Raw genomic sequence first — 12335 nt, 5'->3', positions numbered from 1 at the left:
TGGGTTTCATGGCGCGCTTACGCTGCGCCAGGGTCAGAACGACCCCAGTTTGACTGGCCTTGTATCACACTGATCTGGTCGGCACTTGCGATATCATCGTATTGCGACACCAGCACCGTCAGCGTGGTCAACGCCGCCAGCGGATCGAGCTGGCGGCTGCTGACCTCTTTAGATCGCCGGCGCCGGCAGTTCGACCGCAGACATTGAAGCAATGGCGTTCACGATATGGGGAAGTGGACCGATATGTCCACCTGTTCCTTGAGGTGTACCCGTCCGAATTAATAGCTCTCTCATGTGTCTTGGCGTTATTACCGTGCCAGTCCTTTTAAACCATGACTGCACCGCAATGACGGCTGCTCCTACAATTGCCGTGGCCGCAGAGGTTCCTGCAAACTCTGCGGCATAAGTCCTCGTACGCCCCTCATTAAAAAGATCACCAACGCCGCAAGTAGCCACATACCCATCACCACCCCACCCCTGTAAATGTATCGGGCTACCATATGTAGAAAAAACGGAGCAATTACGGCCGGTCCGTGTTCCAGAGCCGACGAGAATACTTCCATTGTCGCCACGGCTTCTATATTCCTCATAAAACGGATGGTCTAAATCTTCATGACCATTACCGGCAGCGGCGACAACAATAATTCCAGCATCAGTGGCCTGTTTTGTTATGTCCCAAACACCCCTATTAAAATCAGCGGGTACCAATCGGCCCTCACGGCCGCCCGTTTGCATTTCATATATAAATACGTCTCCGGCTCTTAAATGTTTCAAACCCTCAGCAATACCGCCAACGCGACCAAGAGGACCCTGCGAAATCCCGTAAAATACATCAACTTCATAGGCAACGCCCAGCATGCCAAATCCATTGTTTCTAGCAAAGACGACACCAGCAACTTGAGTCCCGTGGTCATTGGTATTCTCACCGGGCATTGGAACGAGCTCTATAAAATTAGCGCCTTCCAGATCTTCATGATCGTAAGAAAACTCGCCGTTTTCGATATCTGCACATCTAATTCCTCGCCCGGTAGCCTCAAATAATCGCCAAGCATTCATGGCATCAATACCAATGACATTTGATCCCAAATCACCTTGGAGATACTCTTGCCGATCAACGAAGTTCGGAGTTGTACTTGTGGGGCCTGCTGTACATTCGCCTGACGGCGTCGGAGCAGGCCCGACTGGATCAACCTCAGGCTCGACTGGCTCAATTTCAACATATTCTACAATATCCATATCCCTCAACGCCGTTGCGAGGCGCTGCAATTCTTCAAATGACATGGAGGGTGCGTTTTTGATATAGACGAGCCCCTTATATTGAGAAAAATCAATACTATTTTCTTCGTTTTTTATTTTGCCCGTCTCTGCCAATCCTGGAATGGCATGGCGATATTCTAAATCAGATAAAAAACTCGCATCCTTTGCTAGTTTTTCTGATTCATGAAAAAATATCTTTCCATTTGTTACATTGGAAATACTGTCTGGAGTGAACTTCACAAGTAAGTTATAGGCTTCATTCATCACGCACCTCCATGGAGCATACTGAGAATTACTTGCCCCGCAAACTGCAGCCAGGGCTGGGTATGTCCAGCTTCAGCCCGCCTTCTGGTCCCACTGCAGTAGCGCTCTTGCCGCTCTCGACTGCTTGCTCGTTATCGTCATTTAAGTCCTTAGGGAGCTCGGATCATGGCTGAGAATAGCAGAAGTGTGTCCGCCGTCACGCGTCGGAAACTGTTGGCGGGGACTGCAGTGGCGGTTATCGGGCAGTCCGTCCAGGCCGCTGACGTCGGCGATACGCACATTGGCGACGATGAACAGACAGGCCGACCCGCATGCCGGGGTCGAGGAGAAGAACATCGAACCGTTGCCAAAATCTTATTCAGCGGCGGAAATGTCAGAACGGCCCCCAGCTCGAGCGGGTACTCAATGACGAGGTACGGCCGGTCGATGTCATCGCCGCCCTGACTGCTGTTGGCGCGATGGGTGACGTGGGACTGTTGCAGCGAAGGTCCTTGGCCGGGCACTGATTGCACGATGTAGTGCAGGTTCAGATCGCGCTCCCAATGGCGTCCGCCGTCCCTTGTTGTGGACGGTAACCGCCGGTGTCCGTATCGAGCTTTTCCGGGACAGACCACGTTTTATCGGAGGGAGCGATTAAAGTGTGGTTGTCACTGTTTTTGTGAACGAAGAAAAATCGCAGCAACGGCCAGTCGTTCGTTATAAGACACCACTCTTTCTATTGAGTGAAATTTCCTAGAAAATCCCGGCGGCTTGCGCCTGCCAAAACACCTGGTCTAGTCTTCGTTCGTCACTGCCAATTCAGTGATCGGGTTTAGTAGCCCGCTGTTTAGCTAAGGCGCAATGCGTCACCGTCCTGTCAGGCACTGTTTGTTGCCTGCGCGTTATGGTGGCTGTGCGCAGGGCACCTCGGTGCACCGGTTCTTAGCTCGCCGGCTACTAACCTGCGTACAGCTGCCACCCTGTCGTGTAGTAGCGTCTCGGTAGCAGCTCAACCTGCGTTGAGAGAGCTAAATCAATGTCGAAGATAACCCCGACCCACCCGTCACACTTAACCCGATAGACGCCGACATCGAGCGCATATTCGCCCACTACAACCTGCCACCGGCAGAACCACCCATTCGCTACAAACTGCCTGAAAGCCTGTATCAGATTCGGGTGGATGTGCGTTCCGAGGAATCCCTCGTCACTGCTTATGAACTGTTGGAAGCAGCAGCCGCTACCGCCTACGAAGCGGTAGAAAACCTCAGTGGGTCAAACCGAAAGGTGGTGCTGGGCGTCGTGCACCTGATCGAGATGGCGCGGGCATTCGTGAATTCGGCGTTGGATGAGCGGGTAGTGGTACGTCCGTAAAAACGCCATAAAACCTGTAGGAGCCAGCTTGCTGGCGATAGCGATGTGCACAGCGCAGATAATGTGTCGAATGTACCAGCATCATCGCCAGCAAGCCGGCTCCTACAGGGTGATGTCATCTGCGAGGCCTGTGAACGAAAAAAACCGGCCGTTCGTCAAGCCAACCCCGACTCCAGCACCAACTGCTCCAACCCCAGCAGGTCCGGCACCTTCGCCACCCATTCGCCGACCTGCGCCGCCGACCTCTCCAGCCGGCACAGCGGCACATCGATAAAACTCAACTGGCTGTCGAGCTTGTACGAACGTATCGAGGCCAGAGGCGATTCTTTGTTGCGAAAGCATCAGAACCTTTTGTCGGATAGTGACTTCGACCTGTCAGTTCTGACAGTAGACCTCCCACCATTTGCAGCGCCCAATCAGGTGGCGCTGCGATCTCCAATGTCCGGCTCCACGGGCAGGGTCAAAAGCGCCAGTGACCGGAGAAACCAAGATGAAGAACCTGGATGATTTTACCGATTTCGAAAATGGAGAAAGGAACGGATGGGAAAATGAGATTGGATCTCCAGACGGGATACTCAAAACGGAAGCTGGCCCGGAAGGCCCGAATACTTTCTGGTCCGGCAAGCTGGAATGGAGACCCCCAAACACGTTTCTGCCCTCTCTCTTCAAGATGTTTACCCTTTCTGGCAAAGAGCAGGAAAAAGAGTGGCTTGAAATATCCTTCAAATACCGTGTTTACCCGCCGGAGCCGGGGGAAGCAACAACGATCACGGGCGTGATTACACAGCACTTCTCGATAGCCTATAACAATTTTTTTATAGATGAGTACACACCAACCAACGAGTGGCTCCAAGGTGATCCAATCAAAATCCTAGTTGTCTACTCCAATAACTTGAGCCATCTCTTGATCGGTGCGCGTAATGGGACAGGGCCCGGCGTGTCCCGTAAGATAGACATCGATGACATCAAGGTTGTGCGGACTCCCGTTAAATAGAAAGTTACTCCGGGTCCGGGTTGTCAGGCCAACCCGGACTCCAACACCAACTGCTCCAGCCCCAGCAGGTCCGGCACCTTCGCCACCCACTCGCCGACCTGCACCGCCGCCTTCTCCAACCGACACAGCGGCACATCGACAAAACTCAGCTGGCTGTCGAGTTTGTACGAACGCGGAATCCCCTGGATCACCAGCGCGATAAACTTCAATTCCGGCCGCCCGCCCAGGGCATTGAGCACCACGATCCGTGCCCGATCCCCCACCGCCAGCGGACAACCGCAGGCCGCCTCGAAGCTGATCAACGGCAATTGCTGGTTGCGCCAGGTCACCTGCCGCAGATACCACGGCGGCGCATCGCTGGCCGGCTCGCCGCGCTGGTAGTCGATCAACTCCGCCACCGCGACATTGGGCAGCAACAGGTAACGGTCCGCCAACGGCAGCATCAACCCTGTCAGGCTGCTGGTGCTGTGTTCATGCATGGAGCTGACTCCAATAGGCGATGCTTTCCAGCAACGCCGACTCCTGGTACGGCTTGCCCAGGTATTCGTTGACCCCAATGGCCATGGCCCGGTCCCGGTGTTTCTGCCCGGTACGCGAGGTGATCATGATAATCGGCAGGTCCTTGAGGCGCTCATCGTTGCGGATCCGCGTCGCCACCTCAAAACCGTCCATACGCGGCATTTCAATGTCCAGCAGCATCAGGTCCGGGGTGTGCTCCTCCAGCAACATCATGGCGTCCACCCCATCCTTGGCCGTCAACACGTTCATGCCGTTGCGCTCCAACAGGCGACTGGTGACCTTGCGTACGGTGACCGAGTCGTCCACCACCATGACCAGGGTCGGACGCACCGGCGTCGCATCCACGCTGGTACCACTGGACATGGACTGTACCGGCGCCCGCGACAAGGCGTTGCGCACATGGGCGAGCAAATCGAGAATCAGCACCACGCGACCGTCGCCCAGGATGGTCGCCCCCGACAGCCCCGGTACCGCGGCGAACTGCGGCCCGAGGTTCTTCACCACGATTTCCCGCGATCCCGCCAGGGCATCCACTTGCAGCGCCATGCGCTGATCGTTGCAGTGCACCAGCAACACCGGCAACGCCAGGCTCTGGCCGAATAATTTCGGCTTGCCCACGGTTTGCAGCAGTTCGCCGAGGTAACGCAGTTCGTAGGTCTGCCCGGCGTATTCGTAGCGTGGCGGATCGAGCTGGTAATAATCTTCCAGCTCACTCGGCAAGACCCGCACCAGCCCTTCGACGGTGTTCAGCGGCACCGCGTATTGCTCGTCGGCGCATTGCACCATCAATGCACGGTTCACCGAGACGCTGAACGGCAGGCGGATCTGGAAGTGCACGCCCTGCCCCGGGATGGAGTCGATACGCATGGTGCCGCCCAGTTGCCGCACCTCTTCGTGAACCACGTCCATACCCACGCCGCGCCCGGAAATCTGGGTGATCTTTTCCGCCGTGGAAAAGCCCGGCTGGAGGATGAACTGCAACACGTCGCGATCACTGATCGGCATGTCCGGCTCCAGCAGACCGCGCTTGATCGCCTTGCGCCGTACCGCTTCGAGGGGTACCCCGGCGCCGTCGTCACGTATATCGAAGACGATGTCGCCACCTTCGTGGGACAGGTCCAGGCTGATCAGCCCCTGCTCCGGTTTCCCGGCCGCACGCCGGCCTTCGGCACTTTCCAGGCCGTGGTCGACGGCATTGCGCAACATATGCTCCAGGGGCGCGACCATGCGTTCCAGCACATTGCGGTCCATCTCGCCCTCGGCATTGCCGACCACGAAATCGACTTCCTTGCCCAACTCCCCCGCCACCTGCCGGACGATACGCTTGAGGCGCGGCACCAGACGCTCGAACGGCACCATGCGCGTGCGCATCAGGCCTTCCTGCAACTGGGTGTTGACCCGCGCCTGCTGCGCCAGGAGGTTTTCCGCATCCTGGTTGCGCCCGGACAGGGTCTCCTTGAGGTCCAGCAGGTCGGAGGCGGATTCGAACAAGGCCCGGGACAATTGCTGCAACTGCGAATGCCGGTCCATTTCCAGCGGGTCGAATTCTTCATAACCCAGGCGTTCGGCTTCCACCTGCTGGCGACTGAGAATCCGCCCCTGGGTCTCGGTGTCGAGGCGGCGCAACTGATCGCGCATACGCTCGATGGTGGTCTCCATTTCGTTGAGCGCGATCCTGGCGTCGTTGACCTGCTGCTCGATACGGCCACGGAAGATCGAGGTTTCACCCGCCAGGTTGACCAGGTCTTCGAGCACATCCGCCGAAACCTTGACCATATCCTGGGCCGCCCGCTCGGCCTCGGCGACCGTCGGGGCCTCGGGCTTGGGTGCTGCCGGCGCGACAACCGGGGTCGCGACCGGCAGATTGACCGGCGACTGCCGGCCAAACGCCTGGATATCCTGGATCAGCGCATCGGCGGGCAGCACCGGCTGTTCGGCGCGCACCGCATCGAGCATATGCGCCAGCCGGTCATGGCCGGCCTGCAACAAGCCGAACAGCTCCGGACCCGGTTGCAGCAGCCCGGCCGACAGCCCTTCGTAAAGAAACTCCAGCTCGTGGGCCAGGTCGCCGATCGGCACGATTTCCACCATGCGCGCGCTGCCCTTGAGGGTGTGCAGGTCACGCAGCAGGGTTTCCACGTCCTGGCGATTTGCCGGCTCAGCCTGCCAGCGCAGCAAGGCCGCGCCGGAGCTTTCGAGGATATCGAACCCCTCTTCGAGGAAGATCTCCAGCAACTCCGGATCGTTGCCGGTCACCGACGTGGGCGCTTCGGCGGCCTCGCTCACCTCCAGCGGTGCGCTGCTGCCCTGGCGAAACTGGCGCAAGCACTCGATCAGCGCACTCGGATCGCCCAGGGGCTGATGCCCTTGAAGCTGGTCCAGCAGGACCGCCAGGCGGTCATGGCTTTTCTGTAACAGCAGCGCCAGTTCGGGAGAATGGTTGAAGCGCCGGTCCACCAGGCCTTCGTAGAGATTTTCCAGTTCGTGGGCCAGATCGCCCACCGGGCCGATCTCGGCCATGCGCGCGCCGCCCTTGAGGGTGTGCAGGTCCCGTTGCAGGGACAGCAGCGGCGCGGCGTTGTCCGGATCGTCGAGCCAGCGCTGCAAGGCCAGCCCGGCACTGTCGAGGATATCCGCGGCTTCTTCGAGGAAGATCACCACGATCTCGTCGTCGAGGTCCACTTCATCGAGGGCCTGGCTCGCTTCGGCGGTGGCGGCGCCCAGTTCGGCGATGCTCAGGGCGCGGCTGCCGTCAGTCTTGATCAGGCCGGTGGCGGATGGATCGAGAGCTTCGTCGAGCAGCTCGCGCAGGGCCCGCAGTCGCTCCGGTTGCGCCTTGATTTCCTGGCCGGCGGCCAGTTCGTCGAACATGTTGATCAGCGCTTCATGGGCACTCTGCGCCTCATGGAAAAACCGCTCGCTGACTGCCAGGCTGCTTTCTTCGACCGCACCGTAGAGGTCGAGCAAGGCTTCGCAGAGTTCGTCCACCGGGTGCAGGTCGGCACTGTGGGCGCCCTGGCCGAGGGTGGTCAGCTCGTCCAGCAGGCTGTTGAGCTCCTCACGCTCGCCGGGGTGCTGCTGCCAGCGCAGCAGCAGGTTTTCCGCGTCCAGCAGGATATCCATGCCCTGGGCCAGAAAGTTGTTGATCAGTTGCGGGTCACGCTTGGTGCCGCTGGTAACGCTGAGCAGCGACTCCAGCCGGGCCGCGAGCAGGGCCTCGGCACGTCGGATCAGCTCCGCGGCGCCGTCGATGGCCGCCAGCGGGTCGTCAGCCAGTTGCTTCAACCCTTGGTGCAACAGGACCTCGGCCTCCAGCAGCAACTCGACTTCATCCAGGTCCAGTGGCAACAGGTGGGCCTTGAACTCACGCACCAGGTGGTAAAACGGTGCCGCCAGTTCGGCAATCGGCCGTACGCCGGCCACGTAGGCGCTGCCCTTGAGGGTGTGCAACGCCCTTTGCAATTCGTCGCTGGCGGCCAGCGGCAGGTGTTCGGTGGCCTCTTCGAGAAAGTGGTTGAGGCTGTCCAGATGCGTCTCGGCCTCGTTGCGGAAAATATCCAGCAACTGCCGGTCGATGGCCTCATCGTCGGTCTCTCCCACGTCCCCGGGCGTGGCTTCGTCCGCAGCCGAACCCGCCAACTCATGGGCTCGGGCGGCCAGCAGGTCGACATCGTCGCGCTGGCGCTGGGCCTGTTCGGCAAACTCGCTGACCAGTTCCGGCAACACCTGCAGCACATCGTCGAGCAACTGGTGGACCGGCGCGTCGGCCTCGACGCTGTGTTCGAGCACACGGTTGAGCAGGTTTTCCACCGCCCAGGCCAGCTCGCCCAGCACCAGCGCCCGGACCATCCGGCCGCTGCCCTTGAGCGTGTGGAAGGCGCGACGCAGCTCGGTCAGGGCCGATTTGCTCTCGGTATTCAGCGCCCAGCGCGGCAGGTATTCGCGCAGCACATCGAGCACTTCCGCGCATTCCTCCAGGAAGACTTCACGTAATTCGTCGTCCACCGGAGCTTCGTCGCCCGGTGGCGGCAGCAGGCTGCCCGGGACCTGGCGGGCCGGCGGATTGAGGGCGGACACGGGGCTGGCCAGGACATCGGCCAGGGACTGCACCACCTGCGGATTATCCAGCACCTGCAAGTCCTGCATCACCTGGGCTTCGTTAGGGCTCAGGACATCTTCGAGCACCGGTACATCCTGCTCGGCAGGCGTATAACCCAGGGCATCGAGGCTTTCCTCGGCCATGTCCAGCACCCGCTCACCCGGCGCCTCGTGGTCTTCGCCCAAACGCTCGAGGTAGTACTCGATACTGCTCAGGGCATCGGCCAGGCGATCGAGTTGCTGCCAGGACGGTGGCTGCGGGCCGTTCAACAGATGGTCGTGGATATAACGATTACAGGTTTCCAGCAGGCTCGCGGCCCGGCCGAGGGGAATCATCGACAAGGCGCCACGGACCGAGGTCAGCAACTCGGGCAAGGGCAACAGGCGCTCGCGGTCCCAGTCGGCATCGATGTACTCGATGATCAGGTCCTTGGCCTGTTGCAGGCAGATCCGCGATTCCTTGACCACCAACTGGTGGATCTGGGTCAGGTCGGTGGTCGGCAGGCGGCTTTCTTCACGGCTTTCCGGCTCCACGGTGCCGATCATCCCGGCCAGGGTCGCCTCGACGTAGAGCAAGGCGCCGGCAACGTCCATCAGCACCGAGTCATTCGGCTCGCGCTGGCCCTGGACCAGGCCTAGAACCACCGCCGTCTGGTCAATGATGACCTTGCGCGGCTGGCCGAAGCCGAGCACCGCCAGAGTATCGGCGATCTGCCGCAGGGGCGCCAGCAGGCTCGACAGTTCATCGGTGTGCTGGCGGTCGCCGCGCACGAACAGGTCCAGCCGTTCCTTGCACCGCACCAGTTCCTCGCACAACGCCGCGACCACCGAACGCATGGCATCGCGGTCGGGGCCTGCCAGACGCGCCCGCTCCTCGTCGACCACCGCCGTATCGGGCAGGGCTTCATCCAGGCCATAACGTTCTTTAAGGGCGAGCATCTGCGCCGTCGGCTGGCGCGCCTTGGCGATATAGAACAGCAGGCTCTTGAGCAATTCTTCCGGGGCCGGCTGGTTGATTCCGGCGATGCCCTGCTCCAGCAGGCGCTTGAGTTCCTTGTCGGAGTCCTTGAGCAGACTGCGCAGGGCCGGGCTGTTGGCGATGACACCCGCGAGCATGCCCTCGACCAGCGCCGACGCGACTTGCCAGAGCGCCCCCAACGGTGCATTCAGACAGAGGATTTCAAGCCGGGCAAAGACCTTGGCCATATAGCCGAGGTTGGTTTCGTCGTCCTGTTCACGTAGCAAACCGACCAGCGCGGTCTGCAGCATCTGCCGCAACTTGCGCAACAAGGCCGGCAGTTCCGCCGGGGTCAGTTCGGCGAGGGTCGCCTCGTCCAGGGGCGGCAACTCCGGCAAGGTCGGGCTGAACAGGCTGGTTTCCGACAGCAGGCTTTCGCCCCGGGCACTGCGCAGGTCATTGAGCAGCGGCAGCACCACCAATGGCAGATCGCGGCGGGCACTGTGGACCCGGTCCAGATACAACGGCATCTGCCCCAGGGCCTGGCGCAGCAACTTCAGCGCTTCCGGCAGATCGACCACCCGCCCTTGCTGTACGGCCAGGGCCAGGGCTTCGGTTTCCTCGGCGAGCAGGGCCGCGCCGTAGAACTCGACCATCTGCAAGCTGCCATGGACCTGGTGAATGCATTCCAGGCATTCGGCGATGTCCAGAGCCGAATGCGTCGGCTCATCAAACGCATCCAGGGCCTGGCGCGCCTGCTTCAGGGTATCGGCGATTTCGCCCTTGACCCATTCGAGGGCCACATAGTCGTGCTGATCGCTCATGACGACTCCACTAACGGGTTTCACGCGCATCTTGCGCAGCAGGCAGGGTAAAGCCGGAGACCGAGCGCCGCAGCTGGCTGGCCATTTTCGCCAGGTTGCCGATGCTGTCGGCGGTGGCGGTCGAGCCCGACGAGGTCTGGGTGGTGATCTGCTGGATCACGTTCATGGTCAGCGAGATCTGTCCCGCCGACGTGGTCTGTTGCTGGGCCGCGTTGGAAATGCTCTGGATCAAGGCCGCCAGGGTCTTCGATACCCCTTCGATCTCTTCCAGGGCCACCCCGGCATCCTGGGCCAGGCGGGCACCGCGCACCACTTCGGTAGTGGTCTGCTCCATGGAGATCACCGCCTCGTTGGTGTCGGTCTGGATCGCCCGCACCAGGGTTTCGATCTGCCGGGTCGCCGCCGACGAACGCTCCGCCAGGCGCTGGACCTCATCGGCCACCACCGCGAAACCGCGCCCGGCATCGCCGGCCATGGAGGCCTGGATCGCCGCATTGAGGGCGAGGATGTTGGTCTGGTCGGCAATGTCGTCGATCAGGCTGACGATATCGCCGATTTCCTGGGAAGACTCGCCCAGGCGCTTGATCCGCTTGGCGGTGTCCTGGATCTGTTCGCGAATATTGTCCATGCCGTGGATGGTGTTGTGCACCACCTCGTTGCCCTTGTTGGCGATCTCCACCGAACGCTCGGCCACCGCCGACGATTCGGCGGCGTTGGCCGAGACCTGGTCGATGGACTCGGCCATATCGCTGATGGCGGTGGACGCTTCGGAAATCTGCTGGGCCTGGTGCTCGGAGGCCTCGGCCAGTTGCATGGCGGTGGCCTGGGTTTCCTGCACGGCGGCGGCGACCTGGCCGGCAGTGAGGTTGATGGTGGCCACCAGATCCCGCAGCTGGTCGACGGAATAGTTGATGGAGTCGGCAATGGTCCCGGTGAAGTCTTCCGTGACGGAAGCGGTCACGGTCAGGTCGCCGTCGGCCAGGTCTTCGATTTCATCCAGCAGGCGCATGATCGCGTGCTGGTTGCGCTCGTTCTTTTCGGCGGTCTCGTGCAACTGGCGATTGGTCTCGCGGACCATCACCAGGCCGATCAGGATGATCGAGGCCAGGGCCAGCAGGCCGAGGACATAACCGCCGATGGTATCAAGGGAGCGTTCGCCGGCAAGGTTTTCAAAACCGTTGGCCAGGTGCGAGGCTTCGTCCAGCAGGGTTTGCGACAGGCTGAAGATATTCCCGGCCGACTCGCGAACCTGGAACAGCTGCGGTGAGGTTTCGAGGATTTCATCCACGGAGCCTGAGACGAATTCGAACAGTTCGGCGATATCCCCCAGACGGGCGCGGGCGTCCTTGTCTTCGACCTGGGTGATTTTCAGGGTCGCGTTGCCCTGGAGCATGCCGTTGAGCACCTGGCCGAAACGCGCGGCATCGCGACCGAAGGCGTCGGCGGCCTGGGACGAGGTTTCGTCGCCGGCCAGCACCGTGTTCACCGCGCCGAGGATCCGCTCGGCCAGCAACGACTGGCGCTGGGCCATGGCCACCTGGGCCGCCGGGGCGCCGCGTTGCAGGAGAATCTCCACGACCTTTTCGTACTCGACCTGCAACTGCGGCACGGTTTCGGCCAGGGTCGCGGCCACCTGATGCAACGACAGCACGGTCTGTTCGCTGGCAAGGATGGCGTCGGTGTTGCGCAGCAGGTTTTCCCAATCCTGCTGCACGGCGTGCATTTCCGTACGCACGGCGGGCGGTGCGGCGGGCAGGCCGGTGGCCGGGTCGCCTTTTTTCAGGTAACCCCAGCGTTGGGCAAAATCGTTGCGCGCGTCGCTCAGCAGCTTGAACGCCGCGGCCTTGCCGGACGCCGCTTCCGTGGCGTTCTTGGCGATACGCTGGGACAGCACCCGCAGCTCGCCGGCATGGCTGATGTATTGTTTGTCGTAGGTGGACTGGGTGTTCAGGTAGGCGAAGTTGGCGAACAACAGCATGATGAACACGATCAGGGCGATAAACAGCACGATGATCTGCGAACGACTGCGCGAAGCCTCCAACGGCTTGCCGGTTTTAGCGTTTGTCATCGA

The 12335-nt window shown here is 60.7% G+C and carries 6 protein-coding genes and 2 pseudogenes; 2 read left to right on the top strand and 6 right to left on the bottom strand.

What is annotated here, in order from left to right; all coding sequences use genetic code 11:
* Positions 1-168: 168 nt before the first annotated feature.
* Both HX830_RS15295 and HX830_RS32130 read right to left on the bottom strand, forming a co-directional pair.
* Entirely contained in the window at positions 169-1521 is a 1353-nt protein-coding gene (locus tag HX830_RS15295; protein ID WP_177101003.1) for a S8 family serine peptidase, read from the bottom strand.
* 383 nt (positions 1522-1904) lie between these two features.
* Positions 1905-2113, bottom strand: a pseudogene (locus HX830_RS32130) (OprD family outer membrane porin); the annotation flags it as partial.
* Between the two features lie 419 nt (positions 2114-2532).
* Between HX830_RS32130 and HX830_RS32500 the strand changes: the two are divergent.
* Complete coding sequence (locus tag HX830_RS32500) at positions 2533-2871, top strand: DUF6124 family protein (protein ID WP_370868267.1); 339 nt, start codon at positions 2533-2535, stop codon at positions 2869-2871.
* A gap of 155 nt (positions 2872-3026) precedes the next feature.
* Here HX830_RS32500 and HX830_RS15280 read toward each other — a convergent pair.
* Positions 3027-3176 (bottom strand): annotated as a pseudogene (locus HX830_RS15280) (chemotaxis protein CheW); the annotation flags it as partial.
* A gap of 185 nt (positions 3177-3361) precedes the next feature.
* On the opposite strand from HX830_RS15280, the gene HX830_RS15275 reads away from it, so the two are divergent.
* Positions 3362-3865, top strand: a complete 504-nt coding sequence (locus HX830_RS15275; protein ID WP_177101001.1) for a hypothetical protein — start codon at positions 3362-3364, stop codon at positions 3863-3865.
* 23 nt (positions 3866-3888) lie between these two features.
* Here HX830_RS15275 and HX830_RS15270 read toward each other — a convergent pair whose 3' ends face one another.
* The 3 genes from HX830_RS15270 to HX830_RS15260 are packed head-to-tail and all read right to left on the bottom strand — an operon-like array spanning position 3889 to position 12332.
* On the bottom strand, positions 3889-4344 hold the full coding sequence (locus tag HX830_RS15270) for a chemotaxis protein CheW (protein ID WP_100944631.1): 456 nt from the start codon (positions 4342-4344) through the stop codon (positions 3889-3891).
* The gene (locus HX830_RS15265; protein ID WP_177100999.1) at positions 4337-10264 is read right to left on the bottom strand and encodes an Hpt domain-containing protein; all 5928 of its coding nucleotides are present in this window, start codon (positions 10262-10264) and stop codon (positions 4337-4339) included. Before HX830_RS15265 ends, HX830_RS15270 begins: the two co-directional genes overlap by 8 nt.
* A gap of 10 nt (positions 10265-10274) precedes the next feature.
* On the bottom strand, positions 10275-12332 hold the full coding sequence (locus tag HX830_RS15260) for a methyl-accepting chemotaxis protein (RefSeq protein ID WP_100944629.1): 2058 nt from the start codon (positions 12330-12332) through the stop codon (positions 10275-10277).
* Positions 12333-12335: the final 3 nt, after the last annotated feature.

This window comes from Pseudomonas gingeri, from assembly GCF_013385425.1.
GTDB lineage: Bacteria > Pseudomonadota > Gammaproteobacteria > Pseudomonadales > Pseudomonadaceae > Aquipseudomonas > Aquipseudomonas gingeri_D.
This window is presented reverse-complemented; position numbering and strand designations above follow the sequence as displayed.